This is a genomic window from Dyadobacter ginsengisoli DSM 21015 (genome assembly GCF_059568735.1).
Genome location: NZ_JCANTY010000003.1, coordinates 140601 through 165797, shown reverse-complemented (window position 1 = coordinate 165797; position 25197 = coordinate 140601). Strand labels below are relative to the sequence as shown.

Genomic DNA, 25197 nt, shown 5'->3' with positions numbered 1-25197 from the left:
TTGGATATCATTTCAACCTCTTTTTCCCGGCCATGATCAAAAACTATCTCGTTACCTCTCTCAGAAACCTGCGGCGCAACTGGAACTTCACAGTCATCAACGTTACCGGCCTGACGCTCGGACTCGCCTGCTGTCTCCTGATTTTCTTTACGGTCCGGTATGAGCTCAGCTTCGATACCCATCACCGGAATGCTGACCGGGTTTACCGGATGCTTACCCATCATATTGCCGACGGGGAAAAAGGATTCAGTACCGGTATGCCCCTGCCGGTTATCGACGCATTAAAAAATGATTTCCCTGAGGTAAAAGAATATGTTTCACCTACGTATGCGCTACGCGGGACGTTGGTTACAGTTACCGAAGGTTCCGAAAAGAAAAAGTTTGCGGATCCAGGTTACAATATCGCATTTGTCGGGCCGGAGTATTTCAGGCTGTTTGACTACACATGGTTAAAAGGATCGCCCCAAAGCGCTCTGAAAAACCCCGGCTCAGTGGTTTTAACCGTTCGGCAGGCCGCCTTGTACTTTGGAAATGCAGATCCGATGGGCAGGACAATCCGTGTGGATAATAACAAAGACTTTGTAGTGACCGGGATTGTCGCGGATCCGCCGGTAGCAACGAATCTGCCTTTCACGACCATGCTTTCGTTCTCATCCCTTAAAGATTACGGTGCATTCACAAACTGGGACGACTGGGTTTCCTCTTACGGTGGCGGACAGATTTACCTGATGCTGCCGGAAAGGATAAGCGAGGGGCAGTTTGAGCGACAGTTGGTCTCATTTGTAAAAAAATACCGCGAGCCGAAGGATGCAGCGAAAATGAAGTATGTATTACAGCCGCTCAAAGACATTCACTTCGCGACGAAGATCGGCAACTATGCCAATCGTTCGATCAGCGAGGGGATGATATGGGCAATGTCGCTCGTCGGCATCTTTATATTGATTACTGCTTGTGTCAATTTTGTCAATCTTGCAACAGCGCAAGCGTTGCGTCGGTCACGCGAGGTGGGTGTGAGAAAGGTATTGGGAAGTACGAGAGGTCAGCTTTTGCGCCAGTATTTTTCAGAAACAGGTGTTATTACCATTACATCCGTGGTACTTGCACTGCTGGCGGCACAGGTTATCTTGCCCTATATTTCCAATGTTCTGAATATCAGCCATACGGGAGTGGTATTTTTTACGGAACCCAGCATATTGATTTTCTGTTTGCTGCTGGCTGTTATCACGACACTGCTGGCGGGTTTCTATCCCGCGATGGTAGTGTCTGGCTACCAGCCCATTCTTGCATTGAAAGGAAAAATGCGTACGGCAGGAAGTACGCAATCCAACCTCCGGCGCGGACTGATCGTGTTGCAATTTTCCATATCACAGGTAATCCTGATCGGTACGCTGATCGCGTACAGCCAGATGAAATATTTCAGAACGCTCGATGTGGGGTTTGAAAAGGATGAGGTCGTCAACGTCTTGATCCCGGATCAGGCAACGGGTAAGATCGAAACCTTGCGTGATAAGCTCAAAAATGTGCCAGGGATCAATAATATCAGTTTCAGTACTTTCACACCGATGTCGAAGAGTAACTGGCAAACCGGTTTCAAATTCGAAAATGATCCTGAATTCCTGGATCTCGATATCGTAATGCGCCCGGCAGATACGGCCTATTTCAACACTTACGGACTAAAAATGGCGGCCGGAAGAATGTACATGCCATCGGACACGATGCGGGAATATGTCGTTAATGAGGCATTTGCACAAAAGCTGGGATTTAAAAATCCTCAGGATATTTTAGGTAAGCGGTTGACGATCGGGGGGAGCGAGGTGAAGCTGCCGATTGTGGGTGTCGTTAGAAATTTCAATACGTTTAGTCTCCATCGAGAAATCATTCCTTGTGTGATGACGACGCTTCGTCGCGATTATCGGGTCATGAGCGTGAAACTGGCTAAAAACTCAGGCCCTGAACAACTCAAAAGGATCGAGGATGCGTGGGCTGAACAATTCCCCGACTATCTCTTCAAATATTCTTTCTTTGACCAAACGCTCAACAGCTTTTACGAAAAAGAGGAAAACTTCTTTTCACTCTTCAAAATACTCAGCTGCATCGCGATTTTTATCGGCTGCCTGGGATTGTATGGCGTAGTGGCATTCATGGCTGAGTCGCGGACGAAGGAAATGGGTATCCGTAAAGCCATAGGAGCTTCGGTGCTCCACATTTTTGGCCTTTTCTCCATTGATTTTGTCAAATTGGTGGTCATCGCTCTCCTGATCGCCTCGCCGATTGCCTGGTACCTGATGGACGGTTGGTTACAGGATTTCAATTATAAGGTGCAAGTAAGCTGGTGGCTTTTCGCGATAGCCGGTTTGGGGGCTGTGATCATTGCGCTGATCACGATCAGCTTTCAGAGCATCAAAGCCGCGCTCACAAACCCGGTGACGGCGTTGCGAAGCGAATAATCGTTTTGTTGCGGATGCAACCGACCACCTCATTTTTACATCTTTTGGCAAATGCACCCATAAACCTCACCATAAAAACCAGCCATGATCAAAAACTATCTGGTTATCGCCCTTCGTAACCTTCTGAAAAACAAAGTCTATTCGCTGATCAATATCGTCGGGCTAGCAGTGGGCATCGCCGTCACTATGCTGATCGGGATGTGGGTCTGGGATGAACTGTCGTACAATAAGTATCACAAAAATCATGATCGCATCGTTCAGGCGTGGATCAGTCAGACTTTCAATAAGCAGACCGGCACCGGTACCGCCGTTTCTATTCCCGCCGTGACCGAAATGGCCACGAAATATTCGGCGGATTTCACGCATACTTCTCTGGCCTCCTGGAATTTTGGTCACTTGCTGGCCAACGGCGATAAGAAGATCCATAAGACAGGCATGTGGGCACAACCCTCATTTCCCGAAATGCTCTCATTGCATATGGTCCGTGGAGATTACAATGCACTGAAAAACCCCGGCTCGGTCGTGATATGCGAATCGCTGGCGAAATCGCTGTTCGGGAGTGAGGATCCGCTGGGAAAAGCCATCAAGCTGGATATCAAAAAGGACGTGAAAGTGACAGGCGTTTACGAAGACATCCCTTTCAATTCCAACTTCAACGAACTGTACCTGATCCTACCCTGGAGTGACTATTTACAGGCTGAGAATTGGGTAAAAGACGCCCAGACGCAATGGGGTAACCACTCGTTTCAGTGGTTTGCGCAGGTAGCCGATCACGCGGACATTGAGACGGTATCCCGTAAGATAAGGGATGTGGAATTGCCTCATGCATTTTCCAAAACCGATAAACCACAGTATCTCCTGCATCCGATGAGCCGCTGGCATTTGTATTCGGATTTTAAAGACGGTAAAAATGTAGGTGGGGCCATTCAGTTTGTGTGGTTGTTCGGCATTATTGGTGTTTTTGTGTTGTTACTGGCTTGTATCAACTTTATGAACCTGAGTACCGCCCGCTCGGAGAAACGGGCGAAGGAGGTGGGTATCCGGAAATCCATCGGCTCGCTGAAAAGCCAGCTGATATTCCAGTTTCTGAGCGAATCGTTCCTGGTCGTTGCTTTTGCGTTAGTACTGGCCATTCTCATCGTATTGATCTCATTGCCGGCATTCAATAACCTCGCAGGTAAACATGTCAGCTTCCCGTTCTTTTATCCGCTTTTCTGGCTGGGACTGGTTGTTTTTGCTTTGTTTACAGGACTTATCGCGGGAAGTTATCCTGCGTTTTACCTGTCTTCCTTCAACCCGCTCTCGGTTCTGAAAGGTACTTTTAAAGTGGGTAAATGGTCGGCGGTGCCCAGGAAGGTAATGGTGGTGATGCAGTTCACTGTTTCCATTACGCTGATCATCGGCACGATCATTGTCTTTCAGCAGATTCAGCATGCCAAAGATCGTCCGGTGGGTTACGATAGGCAGGGCTTGCTGCAAGTCGACATTTCCCCAAACCTGTACGGTAAATATTATCCGCTCCGCGATGATTTGCTGAAAACAGGCTCCGTGTACGAGATGAGCGAGTCGTCGAGTCCTACCACAGGGATTTACTCCAACCAGATCGGTTTTGAATGGGAGGGAATGGAGCCCGGTTCGCTGCCGCTCTTTGGAACGATCGCCTGTACGCATGACTTCGGCAAAACCATCGGCTGGAAGATTATTGCAGGAAGAGACTTTTCAAGAGAATTCTCTACCGATACCGCCGCATTTGTGCTCAACGAATCAGCCGTTAAGCTGACCGGGATTAAAGACATTATCGGTAAAACAATTCGCTTTAATGGTAAACCCAGGCAAGTCGTGGGCGTAATCAAGGACATGGTGATGCAGTCGCCTTACGAACCTGCGGTGCCAACCGTTTTCCTGATGGATTACGAATGGGCAAATCTCATTAACATCAAGCTAACGCCCGGCGCACCGGTAGACCAGGCTTTGAAGAAAGTGGAGGCCGTTTTCAGAAAGCATGACCCGGATTCGCCGTTCGAATTCAAGTTTGCTGATGAGGAATATGATACCAAATTCCGGGCAGAAGAAAGGGTAGGGAAGCTGGCGAGGGTGTTTGCAGTGCTTGCCGTGTTTATCTCATGCCTCGGCCTGTTCGGGTTGGCGGCTTACACGGCCGAGCAGCGTACCAAGGAAATCGGTATCCGGAAAGCCCTGGGGGCGAGCGTGGCGCAAATGTGGGCGATGCTGTCCAAAGAGTTTGTCTATCTCGTGATCGTGTCCTGTGTCATCGCTTCGCCGATCGCATTGTATTTTCTTCATGACTGGTTGAAAAAATATGAATACCATATCGAACTGAGTTGGATCGTGTTCGCGGTTGCCGCTTTGCTGGCTGTTGCCATTACTTTATTGACGGTCAGTTTTCAGGCTATTAAAGCAGCCTTGATGAACCCGGTTAAGTCACTCCGGAGCGAATAACGCTTTTAGCAGATAGAAAAGGATTTCATCCGGCCTAGCGATGTTCGTTTCAATCGCGAGGCCGGATGAATTGTTTTCACAACTTATTTTATCCTCTGGAATCAGTTTCGTCGATCAAAATGACCCGGCCATCTACCAGTAGTGACATTTCGCAGATTGTGTTTTCAGTGCGTTAAACTTGGGGGGGAAAAGCGCCTCTAAAAGACATAAACGAACAATTTAAACATTGGAAACCATGAGAAAGACCATCTTAGCCATCGCCACAATAATTACCTTGACCATCGGAAACACCTTCGCACAGCGCTACGGTCACCAGGTGCCCGCGACCAACAATTCCCGCATGGATAATGCGTATGAGGAATTCAAGATCAATAAGCTGGACGAGATCGTGAAGCTGAGTCGCAAGCAGGAGAACCAGATCAAAAAGATCGAAAATAAATATGATCGCCTGACAGGCAACAGTAAAAGATACCATACCTACCAGGGGATGAAAAGACTGGAAGAGGAAAAGCAAAAAGAAATTCTGTCTGTGCTGACACCCGCACAACGCCAGCGCCTGTTCGCTTATCAGCATCGTTTCGACAGCCGTTACAATCGCAGAGGGTAATCGATCGATAAAATAGCCATGAATGAACGGCCAGGTCTCAGGATCTGGCCGTTTTTTTGATAAGCGCCCATCTCTGCCGGACATAATAATCGAGTAGCAACAGACCCGACAGGCCAATAATGGTAAGTGTGTAGGTTTGTGGGATGGCGGAGATTTTCTGAGCCCACACTGCGTTGGAGATCATCAGGCCGTTGAGCCCTCCCCAAAACACAGTTTGCTCGTCGTTACCTGGAATGAAGAAGCAAGCAACGATCAGTACAGCCCATGCGGCCGCGATTCCATACCATACTTTTCGCGCAATAACCGGTTTTGGTGCGGTAACCGGCTGGCTGGCTTTGAGCCGGGCCATGATTTCACTGCTGAATGTATTGGAAGGCGTTTCTACTATATTTTGTTGCATTACCGTACGGAATACGGCCTCCTCATGCACGCGCTGCATAACAGCCTCTGCAAAAGCGCCCGACGGCTCGTCGGCGCCGGCCTTCCGGATCAGTTGTTTGAAATGCTCTTCCTGTTTTTCTTCCATCGGCTCCATAATTCCCGCATTATAACAAAAACTGCAATTCTTTACCTAACACCTTCCTGGCTCTGAATAATTTTACCTTGATATTGCTGTTCGAGAGTCCTGTGACCTGCTCGATCTCCTCGATAGGGCTTTCATTCAGGTAATACAACGTAATAATCAGCGCCTCCATTTTGGGTAACCGGTTGATGGCCTCCTTCACAAATTGTTCGCGCTCGCGGGCCTGCAAGGCTTCGAGCGGCGGAGGGCTGTATTCGTAGGCATAATTTTCTTCAAGATCCTCATCGATGCTTTGTAATACCATCCTGTGCTGCTGCAATTTGGATATCGCGGTCCGGTACACAATGGTGTAGAGCCAGGTCGAGAACTTGGCTTTGCCTTCAAAACTGCCGATTTGCATATAAGCTTTCACAAAACTCTCCTGTGCTGCATCCTCTGCATCCTGCGCGTTGGAAAGGATTTTCATAGCGATCGTGAATGCCATATTCTTATACTTATCGACCAGATAGGTGTAAGAGGACAGGTTACCCTGCCTTACGTTCTCAATATGGATCCGGTCGTCGTGGTTTTTCATGCATTCGGTTACTCGCCTGCTTATGAGACTGCGGCGGGTGTGGCTTGGTTACATCCGGCACGATTTATTTTTTTTGAAAAAATTTTACCCCAAACTGTAACCACAAAGGCTAAGCCTTTGTCCAATGGGTAACATTCGAAATTTAACTGTGTTTTAGCCATGAATGGTCTCTTTATTTCAATTGCAGCTTTCCTGGGTATCTTCGGAATTGTCTATGTGTTCCTGATGACACGCCACCGGGAACGTATAGCCCTCATCGAGAAAGGGGCCGATGCTTCCATTTTTACGGACAAGAACAGTTCTTTTTCTCCAACACTCAAATTCGGAATGCTGTTCGTGGGCATCGCATTAGGTATCCTCACCGGTAACTGGTTAGACAATACTTACGATTTCAGCCAGGGAGTGGCTTATCTGGCCATGGTGTTTCTTTTCGGTGGCGTTAGCCTGATCCTGAACTTTTTGATTGAAAGGTATTTGAACGGACCCGGATCAGGTGAGCGATAGTATCCTCCACCAATCAACCACATATTTAACCGTTCATCAATTAATAAAAAAAATCAGGCATAGTACCTTGCATGACAAAGTACCTTCCAATACATTTGTAATATCAAAATCGATATTTGCCTGCTTTAATATATCAATGATATAGTTATATATAATTAATTGATATATTAGTCGTATGATGAAAGAGCTTAAAATCTCCTAACGGAGTTTCTATGCCCATTGCCAAAGCCTGTTAGCCATGAAAATTTTAACTATGAAAACATTACTCCAATTATTAATGTCCATCCTGATCTCGGGTCTCGTATGTCGTCAGGAATCGTTTGCACAAGCCGCTCCTGCGGGAGGAAGCATTAAGGGGATGGTAACCGACTCTACTACCGGCAAATCTCTTGATTTTATCACTCTTAACCTGATGAAGGACAAAAACACAGCAGTAAAAGCTGATTTTTCCAAGGCAGACGGATCATTTGTCTTTCAAAACCTGAAGCCGATGAAATATGCGCTTGTGCTGGTGGGAGTAGGATACAAAAACAAGACGATTGAGGTGGACCTCACCGATAGCACCCGCCGGAATATCGATCTGGGGAAAATCACGATCAGTCAGCAGGTGGTTGGGTTAAAGGAGGTAACGGTTACTGCGCTGAAACCCATCGTGAAGCAGGAGGTCGACCGGATTAGTTATGATCTGGAAGCAGATCCGGAAAGCAAGGTGTACTCCGTACTGGAAATGATGCGAAAGGTGCCATACCTGTCGCTCGATGCAGAGGATAATATCTTTCTGAAAGGCAATTCCGACTTCAAGATCCTGATCAACGGCAAACCGTCGAGTATGGTGGAACGGAGCTACAAAGATGTGCTCCGCAGCATGCCTGCCTCGTCCATTGTGCGGATCGAGGTAATTACCACACCGCCTGCGAAGTATGACGCCGAAGGCCTGGCAGGGATCATCAATATCATTACCAATAAGAAAATAGACAACGGGTATAATGGTACCCTCAACGTCAGTGAACGCTTCCCGACCGGCGGACCGGGAGTCGGTGGCTCGCTCTCGGCCCAGCTCGGGAAGATCGGAATGTCGCTGAATGCAGGTTTGAACCAGTACAAAAACCCGTCGACCCAGACGATCTCCAACCGTACGACGACGGGAACCGATCCTACGGAGCTTGACCAGCGAGGCTGGAATGGAAATAACAACAAAAACGGCTATATCGGTTACGAGATCACGTACGAGATCGACACGCTGAATTTGCTGAGCGCGCAACTGAATGTGAATGGCGGCAGGAACCGCTCGAATGGCTTTCAATCGTCGCTGCTCAATGCGGGCGAAAAAATCTTGGAACGCTATAATGTTACTAACAACAATAGCGACCGAGGCAATGGGCGTGACGCGGCGATCAACTATCAGAAGGGTTTTAAAGCCGACAAAAATCGCCTGCTGACGTTCTCCTACCGCTATTATGGTTACGACAACAAGCAAAATGGTGATCTGACGATTTCGAACCGCATCAACTACGACCGTCCGGATTACCGGCAGGTCAACGATCAGAGCTTTTCGGAACAGACTTTCCAGGTGGATTTTGTATATCCAGTGAAAAAACTCAATATCGAAGCTGGCCTGAAGGGTATCATGCGGGAAAACCAGAGTAATTTTCAGTACACGGTATTCAATCCGGAAACCAATTCATACGAGGTAGATGGAAGCATGAGCAACATGTACGAGAACCAGCAAAACGTGTTTGGGGCTTATAATACGTATCAGTACAATTTCAAAAACTGGGGCGTGAAAGCCGGTGCACGCGTGGAGCAGACGGTCATTGATGCCGACTTTATTTCTACGGATTCGAAGGTGAAACAAAACTATTTCAACTTCATCCCGTCGGTATCTGTCAACAGGAAGCTCAAAAACAATGCAGGGATCAACTTCGGTTACACCAAACGTATCCAGCGTCCGGGGATCTGGCAGCTTAATCCATTCGTTGACCGCTCCAATCCCAGCTATGAGCGCACCGGTAACCCCGACCTGCGGCCTGCTTTTGTGAACGACCTGCAACTGAGCTTCAATAAAGCGAAAAAAGGGAACGTCAATTTCGGCGTTGGCTACACCCACTTCAAAGACCTTATTTTCCCGATTGCCGTATACAACCCCGAAACACAGATTACCCGCACATCTTATGGCAACACCGGCCGCGCTAGGCTGATCAGCGGTAATTTGAACGCGAATTATCCGATCTCCAAGAAATGGAATTTCAGCACCAATTTCCGCATTGCGCACGGGAAGGTGACCGGTATTGTGAATGGGACAGAGATCACAAACAGCGGGGTAATGTATAATCTTTCACTTTCAACCGGTTACCGTTTGCCAAAGGAATGGAGAGTGAATGCAAACCTGAATGCAAATGGACCAGGTGTGAATTTGCAAGGCACCACAAACTCCATTGTGAGCACGTCTTTCAGTGTTAATAAGGATGTAATCAAAGATAAATTGTCACTCTCCGCGGCGGTAAGTAATCCATTCACCAAATTCAGAAGATATCATAATGAAACGTTCGGCCCGGACTTCGACCAGTTCACCGACCGCTGGAATTACTTCCGCTCATTCAATTTCAGCCTGAACTACAAGTTCGGCAAGTTGAAAGATGGTATTAAAAAGAATAAGCGGGGCATTCGCAACGATGATGTGCAGAGCGGCGGAAACTAGCATCCGTATCCGGCTTTTCAGATTTGCCGATCTCAGTGAATGAGAAATTCATGGGCGGGTATGACGTGTACAGTCATGCCCGCCCTTTCAAATTTATCGACCTGGCTCAACGTTACGAGCGTACCTTCTTTCAGTCCGAAATGAGCCAGGGCTTCAAACAGACCATTCAACTCACTGTCCGCATTGTCATTATATAGAATTGTTCATTACTAATATACAATATTGTATTTTAGTAATATATAAAATAGATCACTATGGCCTCCGGATCTGACCATGGATGGTGTCCGGTTTTGGACAGTCGTTTCGTGGTAATGAATTGATGATTAATGTTTTAATTTGATGGCATGAAATTGATGTAGCATCACCTGTCTGTCAATAGCCACCTCAAATCTATGCTCACGAACTACCTCAAAATTGCTGTCCGGAATTTGCTTAGGCACAAGACTTACTCCCTGATCAACATGCTCGGACTTGCCGCCGGGATATGCGTTTCTACGTTGATATTGATGTTTGTGGTCCATGAACATAGTTATGACAGGTTCCACGCCCGGCACGGGGATATTTACCGTGTACTCGCCAAAGTAAAAATGGGGGACAACGATTTTCAAATGAACTCCTTTGCTTCGGGTTTTGCGCCATCCATTGCCGCGGGAGTACCGCACGTGAAGGATTACGTCAGGATATTGCCTTCGTATAGAAATACCGTCATGGGGCATCCCGCCAGGAAGGGTGAAGCGATTCTGGAAAAGAACGTTTTGTTTGCAGACCCATCGTTTTTCAGTGTATTTACTTTTCCGCTCGAAAAAGGCAATGCCGCCGACGCGTTGCAAAAGCCGTTTACGATGGTGGTTTCAGAGCGTGCGGCGCGAAAGTACTTCGGAAATGCCGATCCGGTAGGTCAGGCTCTTTTGTACGAAGGGAAGCACCTGATCCAGATTGCAGGCGTCGCAAAGAATCCTCCATCCAACTCTTCTTTTGATTTCGATTTTGTCATATCAAACGCTACCTATCCCAAATTGAGCGAAATGACAAAGAACAACTGGGATGGGGGAGGAATTTTCAATGTGTATTTGCAACTGGATTTTGCCGGGGCTAAGGCATTGGCTGAGCGCGGTATCAACCGCGGTGAATCCGCAAAGGCGGGGCTGTTCGAAGGAAAGACACAATACTTCCTGGAAAGTCTGGATGACATCCATCTGGGCGGCGCATTCACCGATTCGGGGAACAATAAACTGATCCCGATTTTCAGCATGGCCGCAGCGGCAGTGCTGATGCTCGCACTTTTCAATTATATGAGCCTCACCACCGCACGGGCAACGCAACGCGCACGGGAGGTAGGCGTAAGGAAGGTAGTGGGCGCTACCCGTGCAGGTCTCGGCAAGCAGTTCTACATCGAATCGGTTTTGGTCTGCGTTCTGGCTTTTGCCCTGGGATTGGCGATGGTGTACTATTTAAGTCAGCCGTTCTACGAGCTTCTGGGCCTGAAAGTCGATGCGTCATTTGTCATTTCTCCTTTCTTTCTATCATTTCTAATGGGGTTGTTGCTGGTGACGACGCTGGTGGCCGGGAGCTATCCGGCATTTATTTTGTCAGGTTTTGCACCTTTGGAAGTATTGAAAGGCAGGTTCAAAGGAAATATAGGCGGTGTAGGCGTGAGACGGTTCTTCATCGTTTTTCAGTTCTCGGTTTCCATTGCATTGATCATGGCCAGCCTGGTCGTGAAGGAGCAGCTTGCTTTTATGCAAAGAAAGGACCTGGGACTTTATAAGGAGCAAGTATTGAGTATCCCGCTGGGCCCCTCCATGGCGGCTAATTACAAGCCTTTTCGGGATGCGGTGAAACAGCAGGCCGGTGTGACAAACGTTACGTTTGCGAATGTAGGCCTGTTTAAGGGCTACAACATGTTTTTTGTCCCGAATATAATGACCAAGAAGCAGGTAGGACTGGCCCAGATGGTTGTAGACGGGCAGTTTATAAAGACTTTGGGCTTGAAATGGAAAGCAGCGCCAACCGCAGGAGCACGCAAGAATCAGACCTTGCTGAATGAGCTGGCTGTCAGGGAGCTGGGTATCCGGGCCGACCCGATCGGACAGCAAATTATGGAGGGAGTCAATGTGGATGGGATCCTCGAAGATTTTGATTTTTCATCCCTGCAGCATGGTACCAAGGCCGTCATGCTCTCGGTGGCGAGCGACACCACCAATATGCTTCGCATGCCAGGCTCATCACGCGGTGTCATGTATGTGCGACTGGATACCCGTGGCGATATTGCAGGTAATGTCAAGGCCATTGGCCGTATTTTTGAGTCGTTTGATCATGAAATGCCGTTCGAGTTCTACTTCCTGGACGAGGCTTTTCATGAAACATTTAAAGACGAAACTCGATTATCAGGCATGTTTTCCGTCTTTACGGTGCTCGCAATTTTTATCGCTTGCATGGGACTTTTCGGACTGGTAACCTTCACCGCCGAGAGCCGCACGAAGGAAATTGGCATCCGGAAGGTTTTAGGGGCATCGGTTACCGGGATAGTCGGGATGCTTTCGCAAGAATTTGTCAAGCTCGTGTTGGTTGCGGGCGTTATCGCAACGCCGGTTGCCTGGTATCTCATGTCGCGTTGGCTACAGGATTTTGCGTACAAAATCAATATTCCGTTTTGGATTTGCCTTTCGACCATCGGTTTCATGCTGGCTATCACATTATTGACAATCTGTTTTAAAACCGTGCAGGCGGCGCTGATGAACCCGGTGAAGTCTCTCGGGAGCGAATAGATAGCTGGTGGCGTCCAACTACAAAATACCAGAGCGTCATCTGTTCGTTTTCGGACAGATGATGCTTTATTTGTAAACTCATGTATTTGATTATCAATTGATTTTCAATGTGGTATGCATTTAATGTATCTGCATTCTCAATACCAGAAGCCAAAATTTCACCTGACGGCCATGCTAAAAAACTATTTAAAAATCGCCTTCCGAAACCTTTGGAAACACAAGGTGTTTTCGCTGATCAACATTATGGGCCTTACAGTGGGGATGTCTGCCTGCCTGCTGATCTCCATGTATGTCAATTTTGAACTCACCTACGATGCATTCCACTCCAAAGCCGACCGCATTTACCGGCTTGTGACGGATGTAAAGACGCCCTCGGAAACGATCAATGCAGGAATCACTTCATGGGCGTTCGGACCGACGATCAAACAGGATTTTCCCGAGGTGGAGGCTTATACACGACTTAACGGCGGCAGTTTTCTTGTCCGAAAAGGGAATATTAAATTTCAGGAGGAGGCGACCGTATTTGCCGATTCGTCGCTGTTTCGCGTCTTTGACTTCAAACTGATCCAGGGCGATCCCAAAACGGCATTGAAAGAACCGTTAAGCCTGGTTTTTACAGAGAAAGCAGCCAGAAAGTATTTCGGCGATGCTGATCCCCTGGGGCAAACATTGCTGCTTTCGGGAGAAGGATTACCCGCGAAAGTGACGGGCGTAATGAAAGACATTCCGGAAAACTCGCTGATTAAAGGAGATATGTTCGTTTCGATGAGCACTATGACACAGCGCTTCAACCGAGGCATCGATGAGCAATGGGGCAATTTCGGCGCTACAACCTATTTGCTTCTGAAGCCGGGTACCGACAGCAAAAGCCTGGAAAAGAAATTACCAGCGTACCTGGAACGGCGCGCCGGCAAACTCATGCGTGAGAGCAAAATGTTTTACACACTTTTTCTTGAACCGCTGCTGAGCGTGCATTTAAGTTCGGAACGGGATGTGGCTGAGAAGGGAAGTATGAACAATGTATATGTATTTTCGGTCGTAGCCGTGTTTATACTGCTGATAGCCTGCATTAACTTCGTCAATCTCACCACCGCCCGTTCGGCAGAGCGCGCCAAGGAGGTGGGTATTCGCAAAGTAGTAGGTGCTGCCAGAACGCTGCTGGCACGGCAATTCGTAAGCGAATCGGTGATGCTTTGCCTGATCGCGTTTGTGTTTTCTATCCTGCTTTCGGCCGTTCTGATCCCGCTTTTTAATAATCTGGCGGGGAAAATCATCACAACGGGTATTTTCAGTAATCCGGCGTTTCCCGCGCTGATGTTGCTGGCTGCCATCCTTATCGGAATATTGGCAGGAATCTATCCCGCACTGGTATTGTCTTCGTTCGAACCTGTTACTGTTTTGAAGGGCCGTTTTACAACAAGCGTAAGAGGCATTTTGTTGAGAAAAGGGTTGGTGACTGTCCAGTTTGCCATTTCCATTGCCCTGATCATCGCTACGATGGTCGTGTACATCCAGATGAATTATATGCGTAACCGTGACCTCGGTTTTAGTAAAGATCAGATGTTGGTCGTGAACACTGAGGGTGATCCGAAGCGGGAAGCGTTCAAACAATCGTTGAATGGTCTGGCGGGGGTCAAATCAACCGCGGCGTCGTCGAGCGTTCCGGGGAGCTCTAATCCGGGGGCATATTCCGAAATTGAGAACAAAAGCGGTGATTTGCAGATAGCCAACCTTGATCTCTATTTTGTCGATTTTGATTATATCCCGGTGTTTGGGCTGAAAATGGCAGCCGGACGGCCATTTTCGAGGGATTTCGGAACGGATACAACCCAGGCTATGGTGATCAATGAGGCGGCGGCGAAGCTGTTCGGGTACAGCAAACCGGAAGAAACCATCGGCCGACGGTTCAAGCAATGGGGGAGAGAGGGCAAGATCGTGGGGGTGATTAAGAACTTCCATTTCCGTTCGTTGCAGGAAACGATCAAACCGCTGACAATGCGTATAGAACCAGGTGGTTCGCAGCTTGTTTCTGTTAAAATTGACGGTGCCAGGTTGAAGGAAACTGTTGCCGCGGTGGAAGAAAAATGGAAGGTCGCTATGCCCGACAGGCCGTTCAGCTACTATTTTATGGACGAATTCTTCGACCGTCAATACCGCACCGAGGAGCGGTTCGAAAAGCTGTTCTTCAATTTTGCGATCCTGGCTATATTCATTTCCTGCCTCGGATTGCTGGGGCTCGCTTCTTACAGCACCATGCAGCGCACTAAGGAAATCGGGGTCAGGAAGGTGATGGGAGCGTCCATTTCGAGTATTGTCGGCCTGCTTTCCAAAGATTTTCTGAAACTAGTGCTTATTGCATTTGTTATTGCGTCGCCCATAGCCTATTTCGGTATGGACCGCTGGTTGCAAAACTTTGCTTACCGGACCGACATTTACTGGTGGATATTCGCCATTGCCGCGATCCTGTCCACAGGCATCGCATTCATCACAGTCAGCTTCCAGAGCATCAAAGCAGCCGTCATGAATCCGGTGAAGAGCCTGCGCACCGAGTAACGGTACTCACTGGCTTCTGGTCGTTCCAAAACGAACGGGGCGTGTCCGCTATCGGACACCCCTTATTTGTTTTGTTATAGTGTAAAAAATTGATTTTCAGTTAATTGGAAGATTATTGGCGGCTGGTTCATAATTTGACGGTCCAAACGGAAGATCCATCCGTCAACCCTCGTAACCGGCGCAGTTATGATATCCAATTACCTGAAAATCGCTCTGCGGAGCCTTCGGAACAAGAAGGTATTTGCTTCCATTAACATTTTGGGCCTGGCTATCGGATTGGCTGCCTGCATGCTAATTCTGCTGTTTGTGCAGCACGAACTGAGCTACGATCATTACAATGTCAATGCCGATCGCATGTTCAGGGTTACATTGCATGGCCGGATCGGTGGCAATGAAATCAATATCGCCGGAGCTTCCGCACCCGCGGGGCCCGCGCTCATGCGCGATTACCCGGGCGTGGAGGCATATACCAGGCTTTCGAACAATGGGACTTTCCTGGTCAGGAATGGTGAAAAGCGGTTCAGGGAAGACGGGGTAATTTTTGCAGACTCCAATTTCTTCGATCTGTTTTCGATCCGACTGCTCAAAGGCGATTCCAAAACAGTGCTCACAGAGCCCCGGACGGTGGTGATCACCGCGTCTACTGCATTGAAATACTTCGGCCGCCAGGATCCGGTGGGCAAAAGCCTGACGATGGGCAACAGCGGACTGTTCCGCGTGACGGGCGTTTGCGAGGATGTGCCGTCCAATTCACATTTCCATTTTGACTTTTTCGGATCGATGAAGTCCATCGGATTGGGCGAAAAGTGGCTTGCGAGTGGTGCGCATACGTATGTGCTGCTGCGCAAGGGTTATTCCGTGGAGAAACTTGAGGCCCAGGTCCCTCAATTTGTTGAGAAATACATTGGTCCGGAAATTAAGGAATTTCTTGGAATGACTTATGGAGCGTATTTGCGTAAGGGAAACCGGTTTGGTTTCAGCTTCCAGCCATTGACGGACATTCACCTGCAATCCAATCTTGAAAATGAACTGGAACCCAATGGCAATGTCAAATACATTTACATTTTTGCTGCTATTGCCGCATTCATCCTGCTCATCGCCTGTATCAACTTCATGAATCTCTCGACAGCCGGGTCGGCCGGGAGGGCCAGGGAAGTTGGGGTTAGGAAGGTGATGGGTTCGGTTCGTCAGCAACTGACAGTCCAATTCCTTACCGAATCTGTCTTGTTAACGGTCCTTGCCCTTTTTGTGGCGTTCGGACTGGTAGTGCTGCTGTTGCCGGGTTTCAACGGGCTGGCAGGGAAACAATTCGATCTTCAATCCATTCTGAATGTCCGGACGGTCGCTTATGCGTTCGTAGGTTGCCTGGTAGTGGGCCTGCTGGCAGGCAGTTACCCGGCATTTTTTCTTTCGGCTTTCAAACCTGTTGCAGTATTGAAGGGCAGTATTCAGGCAGGTGTAAAAAGCGGTTGGTTGCGAAACTCGCTGGTGACTATCCAATTTGTAGTTTCAATCGGTATGATTATCGGGACGATGGTTGTGTGCCAGCAGTTGCGTTTCATCCAAAACAAAAAAGTAGGTTTTGACAAGGAACAGGTGCTGATCCTGCACGATACGCATCTGCTGGGCGAGAAGGCGAAAACCTTCAAGCAGCAACTTCGCGGCCTCTCGGCAGTGAGCAATGTAACGCTGGCTGGTTATATGCCCGTAGGGGCTTCCAATAATAGTACAGATGGTTTCTTGCCAGAAAGCGCAGATAACAACATTACCCCGTACCGGTTTACCACCTATCAGGTCGACGAGGACTATCTGGCCACGCTGGGAATCGGCCTGAAGGCGGGACGGAATTTTTCGAAGGAGTTTGGGACAGACAGCGCGTCCGTGCTCATTAACGAGGCGGCGGCGAAGCAATTCGGGTGGAAAGACCCGATTGGCAAACGCGTGACGACCGTTGGGGACGGTACGCCCGAAACCAAAAAGCTTTATACTGTGGTGGGTGTAACCAAGGATTTTCATTTCCGCTCGATGCACGAACAGATCGCGCCATTGGTGATGTTTTACGGCGGGGACCAATATCAGATGGCCGTCCGCATCAAAACGCAGGATATCCCAGGGTTGCTGAAAACGCTGGAAAAGACCTGGAAAGCTGCGACAGACAATCCCTTTGCTTTCTCCTTTCTGGACGAAAGGTTCAACAAGATGTATGAGTCGGAAATGCGGGTAGGGAAGTTGTTCGGGATTTTTGCGGGCCTTGCCGTGATGATCGCTTGTTTGGGACTGTTTGGATTGGCTGCCTTTACGACGATCCAGCGCACCAAAGAGATTGGAGTCCGCAAAGTACTCGGTGCGTCCGTTTTAAGCATTGTTTCATTGCTTTCTAAAGATTTTATAAAACTGGTAGGCATCGCAATCCTGATCGCCTCGCCGCTCGCCTGGTATGGAATGAACCGGTGGCTGTCGGATTTTGCCTATAAGATCCACATTGAATGGTGGGTGTTCGTGCTGGCCGGAGCATTGGCGGTGGGGGTAGCTTTACTGACCGTCAGTTTTCAGAGCATCAGGGCAGCGTTGGTCAATCCGGTGAAAAGTTTGCGTAGCGAGTAAAATCATTTGTCCAAAATATAAAGCCTGATATAGCGTATAGCATAATGCGTTCAGGATAGCCCAAACTTATCAGTCATGCTTAGAAATTACCTGAAAATCACATTCCGGAACCTTTGGAAAAATAAGGGTTATTCGGCGATCAATATCGGTGGGTTGGCGATCGGGATGGGAGTAGCCATGCTGATTGGTCTGTGGATTTACGATGAACTGTCTTTTAACCGGTATTTCAAAAATTACGGCCGGATCGGTCAGATTCTTCAAAATCAGGTCGTACACAGTGAAAAGAAGACCTCATTTTCCTTGCCTGTTCCCTATATCGAAGAGCTGAAAGCAAATTATGCCGGCTATTTCAAGCGAATCGTAGCATCGAGCCAGGCTGGCGAATATATTCTCACCGTCGGTGATACGAAATTATCGCTCAACGGACAGTTTATCGACGCCGAAGCACCCGAAATGTTCAATCTTCACATGTTGAAAGGCTCCCGGTCGGCGCTGGAAGACCAGCAGGGAATTATTCTCTCGGAATCGACTGCCCTGGCACTTTTCGGAAAGGCCGATCCCCTGAACAAGGTCATTACGGTCGGAACGACCATGGACATGAAAGTGACCGGCATTTATGAAGACTTGCCGCAGAACACCAAATTCAGCGATGTGCAGTTCATGGGTTCCTGGAAATATTTTTTGGATAAGAACCTGTACATGAAGGAAAAGAAATGGGACAATCATGCCATCTGGTTGTTCGGAGAGCTTGCGGATAATATGGATTTTAAAACTGCGAGCGCAGGTATCCGGCTTTCGGAACAGAATGTGATCCGGAAAATGGATGATATGAAGGAAGAAGCGGCGACCCTTCCCGAAATGTGGGTGCACCCGATGAGAGACTGGCATTTATACTCCAATTTTAAGAATGGCGCAGCTGGGGAAGGGCCGGTAAAATATGTATGGATGGTGGGCCTGATCGGCTTTTTTGTGTTGCTGCTGGCTTGTATCAACTTCGTGAACCTGAGCACCGCCCGCTCCGAGAAACGGGCGCGTGAGGTAGGTTTACGTAAAGCGATCGGTTCATTGCGGATGCAGCTCATCGGGCAGTTTTTCACCGAATCTTTTTTGATCGTACTCATGTCTTTTGTGCTCGCCCTGGCAGGCGTGGTCTCTTCCTTGTCGTGGTTCAACAACCTGGCCGCGAAGCAGATGGTCATTCCCTGGGATAATGCTTGGTTTTGGCTTTGCGGCGCGGGTTTTGTGCTGCTCACATCTTTGCTTGCAGGGGGCTATCCGGCGATTTACCTCACGTCCTTCCAGCCGGTGAAGGTACTCAAAGGCTCCAATGCATCCTTACGAACCCATTTTGGCCCCTTTGCATATACGCCGAGGCAGGTTCTGGTCATACTGCAATTCACCATTTCGGTCACATTGATCATCTGTACTACCATCGTTTACCGGCAAATCCAGTTTGCCAAAGACCGGCCTGTGGGCTATTCCCGAGACGGTTTGCTGATGATACCAATGAAATCGGAAGACTTTTATGGAAAAACAGACTTGTTCCGCACCGAACTGAAGAATACAGGAATGGTGGAAGAAGTGGCCGACTCGCAAAGCCCGGTTACCGGTGTATGGTCTGCCAACGACGGTTTCAGTTGGAAAGGAATGCCGGAAGGGTTTACCGAGACGTTTGCAACATTGACAGTTTCACCGGAATATGCCAAGGCGGTCGGCTGGCAATTTGTAAGCGGACGAAATTTTTCCAGAGAATTTGCATCGGATACATCGGGGTTCGTCATCAACGAATCGGCGGCACGGTTGCTCGGAATGTCCGACCCGCTCGGAGCGGTTATTTCCTGGAAAAGCCAGTGGATGACCAATAATATCCGGAAACGTTTCACCGTCCTCGGTGTGGTGAAGGATATGGTGATGGAATCTCCGTTTGAACCCGTCAAGCCGACCGTTTTCTTCCTTTTTGGTTCACCCAACTGGATCAATATCAGGCTGAATCCAAATGTAAGTTCGGCTGCGGCGTTGTCAGCTATTGAAAATGTCGTCAAAAAACTGGTTCCTGCCGCGCCGTTTGAATACCGGTTTGCGGATCAGGAATATGATGCCAAGTTCAGGGCGGAAGAGCGGATCGGGCAACTGGCCCGCTTCTTTGCGGCACTCGCGATCCTGATCAGCTGTCTGGGCCTTTTCGGACTGGCTTCTTTTACCGCTGAGCAACGTACCAAGGAAATAGGGATCCGGAAAGTGCTCGGTGCATCGGTCGCCGGCTTGTGGCGAATGCTGTCTAAAGATTTTGTATTACTGGTGATGGTCGCGAGTATGGTTGCGGTGCCGCTGGCGTGGTATTCCATGAACGAGTGGCTTCAAAACTACCAGTACCGAACCGAGATCAGCTGGTGGATATTCGTCCTCGCGGGAGCAGGCGCGCTCGTACTTACGCTGGCGACAGTCAGCTATCAGGCGATCAAAGCGGCGTGGATTAACCCTGTAAACAGTTTACGAAGTGAGTAATGTAGTTTAAAATCAATGTATTCAATTCAATAAACACACTGTAATATGATCGGTAGTTATCTGAAATTTTCGTTGCGAAGCCTGTCGAAGCATAAAGTCTATGCCGGGATCAATCTCGTTGGACTGGCCGTCGGCATGGCTGGTGCCATTGTGATATTCCAGCTTGTGAAATACCATCTCAGTGTGGATCGTTACCACGCCCATGCCGACCGGACCTATCGGGTGGTAGTGGATCTGCATTTGGAAGACGGCTCGGTGGAGCAGGAGCGAGGTTCGGCTTTTGTTTTGCATGAAACATTGAAAAAAGAGTTCAGCTATGTGGAACATGCCGCTTATGTGGCGCATAAAGAATTGACTATCCGTGCAGATCATGAGGGTACATCCAGAAAATTTCTCGAAAAGGACCACCTCGTATTTACCAATCCCGACTTTTTTAAAATATTCGACTATAAATGGCTCAGCGGCAATGCATCCGTGTTAGCTGCGCCTAATCAAGCTGTGGTAACCGAGCGTTACGCAAGGAAGTATTTCGGAGACGATAATGCGATGGGAAAGGTAATACGGGCCAACAACCTTGAAAACCTGGTGATCGCGGGAATTGTAGCCGATTACGAGGAACAAACCGATTTCAGGCAGGATATCTTCGTTTCGTTACCCACTCTGAAAAAGATCATCCCGGAATACGGTTATGAGGATTGGGGCTGGATCGATGGCAGCAGGGAAACCTTCGTGACGCTTCGTTCTCCGGCCGACAAGGCTGCATTTGAGCAGCAGATGCCCGCGTTCGCCCATAAATATTACGGTCCTGATGGCAAAGTTTTCCACTACCATTTGCAGAATTTGTCTGATGTGCATTTCAACGTGGCCTATGGCGGGAAGATCAAATACAATACGATCATTGTCCTGGCAACCGTCGGTATATTGCTCGTGCTGATCGCTTGCTTCAATTTTATCAATCTTTCCACTGCACAGGCATTCAAACGCAGCAAAGAAGTGGGCGTAAGAAAAGTGCTGGGTGTTTCCCAGGTGCAGGTTTTTTGGCTTTTTATACAGGAAACAGCATTGCTGACAATCATGGCCGGCACGATTTCGGTACTCGTTGCGCGGCTTTTTGCACCGATGCTCAGCCTATGGATCGGTGTGAATGTTCGTGTCAACATCTTCGGAGATCCGCACTTACTGGTTTTTTGCGCAGCGCTTTTGCTGTTTGTCGTGGTCATGGCCGGAGTTTACCCGGCATTTATTGTTTCGAATTTCAATCCGGTAAAAGCGATCAAAGGATTGTTGCGGGAAAATAACAGAAGCTTTTTTTCCGTCCGGAAGGGGCTCGTCGTGACACAATTCAGCATTTCATTCGTCCTGATAGCTGTTTCGACGCTGATCATCCTGCAATCGGACTATTTAAAAAACAAGGACCTTGGAATGGATAAGCATCTGATCCTGCATGTGAATTTGCCGGAAACCGAAACCAGCCAGCTTGCGGCATTGCGCAACGAGCTGTCGGCATTGCCTGAGGTGGCAGATCTGTCGTTTTTCCGGAGTGCGCCTTCGGTTCAGACGAGCGGAGGCGGTACGATCAAGTTCGAGAACCGCGATTGGGAAAAATTTGTAGCCCGGTCGAGAGCAGCGGATGAGCATTTTGTGAAAACCTATGGACTTAAACTTGTGGCCGGCCGCAATCCGGTGCATTCGGATACGCTCAATGAACTGTTGATCAACCGGAAACTGGTGAGAGCATTGGGACTGAAATCGCCTGAGGATGCATTGAACCGGCGACTACTGGTGGGCGATGCCGGCAAAACCGGCACGATCGTAGGTGTATTGTCTGACTTCAACAACGGTGACCTTTACACTGGCATCGAGCCTACCATCGTCTTTGCAGACCATACCCGTTACCGCTGGGGCGGTGTGAAACTAAGCAGTATGAATGCCGGGACGATCGACCGCATTGCAAAGGTTTGGCAGAAACAGTTTCCGGAAAACGTTTTCGAATACAGTTTTTACGACGATGAGATCGCGAAGTTCTACCAGCGCGAGGAACTGGCCACGCGGCTCACGACCACTTTTGCGCTATTGTCAGTTTGCCTGTCCTGTCTGGGGCTTTTCGGGCTTGCCATCTTTGCGATCGAACAGCGGACCAAGGAAATAGGGGTGCGGAAAGTACTCGGAGCGTCGGTGACCGGCATTACCGCTATGCTATCGATGGATTTTCTGAAACTGGTGTTCGTGGCGATCATCGTTGCGAGTCCGGTTGCGTGGTATTTTATGGATCGCTGGTTGCAGGATTTTGCCTACCGGATTGAAATCAGCTGGTGGATTTTTGCATTGGCAGGTTTTCTGGCCACCGGCATTGCATTGTTAACGGTCAGTTTCCAAAGTATTAAGGCTGCTTTGACTGACCCTGTTAAGAGTTTAAGAACGGAGTAAAGGAGAAAGGGGGAAAGGAAGAAAGGATTGAAGGATTGAAGGAAGAAAGGGAGATGGAAGAGTGGAGAATGGGGGAACGGAGGACTCTCCTCTTCAATCCCGACTTCAGAAAATTTAAAAATAGATAATTATGATCCGGAGTTACTTCAAAATAGCATGGCGGAACCTGGTCAAAGACCGGCAGTTTACTTTTCTTAACCTGCTTGGCCTGTCGACCGGGCTGGCTTGCACGCTGCTCATTTACCTGTGGGTGACTGACGAACTCCACGTTGACAAATACAATGTAAAGGACCGGCAGCTTTTTCAGGTCATGGCCAATCATTTCAATGACGACGGGGTCAAAACGATCGAACATACTCCCGGGCTGCTGGCCGACGCACTGAAAGCTGAAATTCCCGAAGTCGAATTTGCGGCCACCGTGGTCCCCGCTGAATGGTTTTCGGGCAAAGGCGTTATTTCTTTCAAGGAAACGACATTCAAGGCGGGTGGTCAGTTTGTCAGCAAAGATTATTTCGATGTTTTTACCTGCCCTTTTATCGACGGTGACCCAAAATCGGTGCTGACCGACCTTCATACGGTCGCAGTCTCGGAAAACCTGGCGGTCAAATTGTTCGGGACCCGGCAAAATGTAATCGGCAGGGTGATTAAATGGGATCAGGCCGAATTCACAGGAAACTATCGGGTAGGAGGAGTTTTCAAAAGCAATCCCGCCAATGCGACCAACCAGTTCGATGTGTTGTTGAACTTTGAGCAGTTCAAGATCCGCAGGCCGGGAGTGGAAAAATGGGGCAACAGCGATCCAAGCACATTCGTCGTGCTCAGGAATGGCACGGATACGGACGCTTTCAATGCGAAGATCAACCGCTTTTTGAAAACCAAAAGCAAGGATGTTGATACCCAGCTCTTTGCCATTCGATATTCCGACAAATACCTCCATGGCCAGTTTGAGAATGGCGTGCAGGCAGGCGGGCGCATTACCTATGTGAGGCTGTTTGCGATGATTGCGCTATTCATCATGGTGATAGCGTGTATCAATTTCATGAACCTGTCGACGGCCAAAGCTTCCGGCAGGATCAAGGAGGTGGGTATCAAGAAGGTTGTAGGCGCACTGCGGAGTTCGTTGGTGTTTCAGCATCTGACGGAATCGCTGCTGCTGACGTTTCTGTCTTTGCTGCTGGCGATCGGTTTTGTCACATTGCTAATCCCGCAGTTCAACGTCATTACGGGTAAGGAAATCAATTTTCGGCCGGATTGGCCCCTGGTGTCGGCCATTCTCGTCATCACATGCATCACCGGTTTGCTCTCCGGCAGCTATCCGGCATTATACCTGTCTGGTTTCAGCCCTGCGACGGTGCTGAAAGGTAAACTGAAGAATTCGGTAGGCGAGTTGCTGGTTCGTCGGGGGCTGGTGGTGTTCCAGTTTGCAGTCTCGATCACTTTCATCGTGGCGGTGATCGTGGTATACCGGCAGATCGAATTTATTCAGAACAAGAACCTTGGATATAACCGCGATCATCTGATCCATTTCGAAATCCCGCTGGAAATGGATTCTCTGCAACTGAAAGCAGCAGAATCATTTCTGGGCGAAATCCGGAATGTTTCGGGCGTGGTCAGTGCATCGAGCTACTATCATAACCTCACCGGCGGGCATGGCAGCATTTCAGGTTTCGAATGGCCCGGTAAACCGGCAGGCACCAACATCGAATTCTCGAATCTGGAAGTAGGCTATAATTTTATGGAAACGATGGGAATGGCGCTGAAAGAGGGACGTTTCTTTTCCCAAAACCAGCGTGCAGGCAACGAGATCATTTTCAATGAAGCAGCGATCCGTGCGATGGGTCTCAAGGATCCGGTTGGTAAAACCGTTAAATTCTGGGGAACGGAGCGGCAGATCGTCGGGGTAGTGAAGAATTTCAATTTCGAGTCACTGTATGAGTCCGTTAAGCCCTGTTTTTTTCAGATGTACCCTATCATGCCCAATGTACTGGTCAAAGTTCAGGGCGGCGCAGAGCAGCAGACCATCGCCCGTATCGAAAAGGTTTTTCGGGACCACCACAAAGGTTTGGTATTCGATTACCAGTTCCTGGACGAAAACTATAAGGCGTTGTATGCGGCCGAGCGCAGAGTGGCAGTTTTGTCCCGCTATTTCGCCGGTCTCGCAATCCTGATTTCGTGTCTGGGTTTGTTTGGCCTGGCTGCTTTTACGGCTCAGCGCAGGCAGAAGGAAATCGGTATCCGAAAAGTGGTAGGCGCTTCTGTGAGGGATGTGGTGGTCATGTTGTCGGCCGATTTCCTGAAATTACTCGTGATTGCACTACTTATTGCATTTCCGCTGATCGGGTGGGGAATGTATCGCTGGCTGAGCAACTTCGCCTTCCGAATCGATCTCGACGCGGGCATATTTGTGCTCGCGACGGTCGCCATTACCGGCATTACAATGGCTACTGTTGGTTATCAGGCCATTAAAGCGGCGTTGCTGGATCCCGTGAAGTCGTTACGAAGCGAGTAGGATGCCGGTGGTCGGTTC

14 protein-coding genes are annotated in these 25197 nt (G+C 48.8%); 12 read left to right on the top strand and 2 right to left on the bottom strand.

Annotation, left to right across the window (positions count from 1 at the left end; translation table 11 throughout):
• Positions 1 to 32 precede the first annotated feature (32 nt).
• The 3 genes from BP71_RS11500 (at position 33) to BP71_RS11490 (ending at position 5514) form a co-directional block, all read left to right on the top strand.
• Positions 33 to 2447, top strand: coding sequence for an ABC transporter permease (locus tag BP71_RS11500; RefSeq protein WP_496379255.1), 2415 nt, complete (start codon positions 33 to 35; stop codon positions 2445 to 2447).
• 84 nt (positions 2448 to 2531) lie between these two features.
• Complete coding sequence (locus BP71_RS11495; RefSeq protein ID WP_496379253.1) at positions 2532 to 4907, top strand: ABC transporter permease; 2376 nt, start codon at positions 2532 to 2534, stop codon at positions 4905 to 4907.
• 235 nt (positions 4908 to 5142) lie between these two features.
• Entirely contained in the window at positions 5143 to 5514 is a 372-nt protein-coding gene (locus BP71_RS11490) for a hypothetical protein (RefSeq protein ID WP_496379251.1), read from the top strand.
• A 37-nt stretch (positions 5515 to 5551) separates the two neighbouring features.
• Here BP71_RS11490 and BP71_RS11485 read toward each other — a convergent pair whose 3' ends face one another.
• Both BP71_RS11485 and BP71_RS11480 read right to left on the bottom strand, forming a co-directional pair.
• The gene (locus tag BP71_RS11485; RefSeq protein ID WP_496379249.1) at positions 5552 to 6049 is read right to left on the bottom strand and encodes a hypothetical protein; all 498 of its coding nucleotides are present in this window, start codon (positions 6047 to 6049) and stop codon (positions 5552 to 5554) included.
• 10 nt (positions 6050 to 6059) lie between these two features.
• Entirely contained in the window at positions 6060 to 6611 is a 552-nt protein-coding gene (locus BP71_RS11480; RefSeq protein WP_496379247.1) for an RNA polymerase sigma factor, read from the bottom strand.
• Between the two features lie 159 nt (positions 6612 to 6770).
• Here BP71_RS11480 and BP71_RS11475 point away from each other — a divergent pair, with 159 nt between their 5' ends.
• From BP71_RS11475 to BP71_RS11435, 9 genes are all read left to right on the top strand, one after another.
• Entirely contained in the window at positions 6771 to 7115 is a 345-nt protein-coding gene (locus tag BP71_RS11475) for a DUF6249 domain-containing protein (RefSeq protein ID WP_496379246.1), read from the top strand.
• A gap of 253 nt (positions 7116 to 7368) precedes the next feature.
• Positions 7369 to 9813, top strand: a complete 2445-nt coding sequence (locus BP71_RS11470; protein ID WP_496379244.1) for an outer membrane beta-barrel family protein — start codon at positions 7369 to 7371, stop codon at positions 9811 to 9813.
• Between the two features lie 35 nt (positions 9814 to 9848).
• Positions 9849 to 10010: a hypothetical protein gene (locus BP71_RS11465; protein ID WP_496379242.1), complete on the top strand. Its 162-nt coding sequence runs from the start codon at positions 9849 to 9851 to the stop codon at positions 10008 to 10010.
• A gap of 195 nt (positions 10011 to 10205) precedes the next feature.
• On the top strand, positions 10206 to 12581 hold the full coding sequence (locus tag BP71_RS11460) for an ABC transporter permease (RefSeq protein ID WP_496379240.1): 2376 nt from the start codon (positions 10206 to 10208) through the stop codon (positions 12579 to 12581).
• A gap of 171 nt (positions 12582 to 12752) precedes the next feature.
• The gene (locus tag BP71_RS11455) at positions 12753 to 15134 is read left to right on the top strand and encodes an ABC transporter permease (RefSeq protein WP_496379238.1); all 2382 of its coding nucleotides are present in this window, start codon (positions 12753 to 12755) and stop codon (positions 15132 to 15134) included.
• A 186-nt stretch (positions 15135 to 15320) separates the two neighbouring features.
• Entirely contained in the window at positions 15321 to 17738 is a 2418-nt protein-coding gene (locus BP71_RS11450) for an ABC transporter permease (RefSeq protein ID WP_496379236.1), read from the top strand.
• A gap of 75 nt (positions 17739 to 17813) precedes the next feature.
• The gene (locus BP71_RS11445) at positions 17814 to 20243 is read left to right on the top strand and encodes an ABC transporter permease (protein WP_496379234.1); all 2430 of its coding nucleotides are present in this window, start codon (positions 17814 to 17816) and stop codon (positions 20241 to 20243) included.
• Positions 20244 to 20288: 45 nt separating this feature from the next.
• Positions 20289 to 22670, top strand: coding sequence for an ABC transporter permease (locus BP71_RS11440; protein WP_496379232.1), 2382 nt, complete (start codon positions 20289 to 20291; stop codon positions 22668 to 22670).
• A 130-nt stretch (positions 22671 to 22800) separates the two neighbouring features.
• Positions 22801 to 25179 (top strand): ABC transporter permease, encoded by a 2379-nt coding sequence (locus tag BP71_RS11435; protein ID WP_496379230.1) that lies wholly within the window; start codon positions 22801 to 22803, stop codon positions 25177 to 25179.
• Positions 25180 to 25197: the final 18 nt, after the last annotated feature.

Coding starts and splice junctions, on each gene's coding strand:
- BP71_RS11500 (WP_496379255.1), top strand. CDS start 33: ATGATCAAAAACTATCTCGTTACCTCTCTCAGAAACCTGCGGCGCAAC.
- BP71_RS11495 (WP_496379253.1), top strand. CDS start 2,532: ATGATCAAAAACTATCTGGTTATCGCCCTTCGTAACCTTCTGAAAAAC.
- BP71_RS11490 (WP_496379251.1), top strand. CDS start 5,143: ATGAGAAAGACCATCTTAGCCATCGCCACAATAATTACCTTGACCATC.
- BP71_RS11485 (WP_496379249.1), bottom strand. CDS start 6,049: ATGGAGCCGATGGAAGAAAAACAGGAAGAGCATTTCAAACAACTGATC.
- BP71_RS11480 (WP_496379247.1), bottom strand. CDS start 6,611: ATGAAAAACCACGACGACCGGATCCATATTGAGAACGTAAGGCAGGGT.
- BP71_RS11475 (WP_496379246.1), top strand. CDS start 6,771: ATGAATGGTCTCTTTATTTCAATTGCAGCTTTCCTGGGTATCTTCGGA.
- BP71_RS11470 (WP_496379244.1), top strand. CDS start 7,369: ATGAAAACATTACTCCAATTATTAATGTCCATCCTGATCTCGGGTCTC.
- BP71_RS11460 (WP_496379240.1), top strand. CDS start 10,206: ATGCTCACGAACTACCTCAAAATTGCTGTCCGGAATTTGCTTAGGCAC.
- BP71_RS11455 (WP_496379238.1), top strand. CDS start 12,753: ATGCTAAAAAACTATTTAAAAATCGCCTTCCGAAACCTTTGGAAACAC.
- BP71_RS11450 (WP_496379236.1), top strand. CDS start 15,321: ATGATATCCAATTACCTGAAAATCGCTCTGCGGAGCCTTCGGAACAAG.
- BP71_RS11445 (WP_496379234.1), top strand. CDS start 17,814: ATGCTTAGAAATTACCTGAAAATCACATTCCGGAACCTTTGGAAAAAT.
- BP71_RS11440 (WP_496379232.1), top strand. CDS start 20,289: ATGATCGGTAGTTATCTGAAATTTTCGTTGCGAAGCCTGTCGAAGCAT.
- BP71_RS11435 (WP_496379230.1), top strand. CDS start 22,801: ATGATCCGGAGTTACTTCAAAATAGCATGGCGGAACCTGGTCAAAGAC.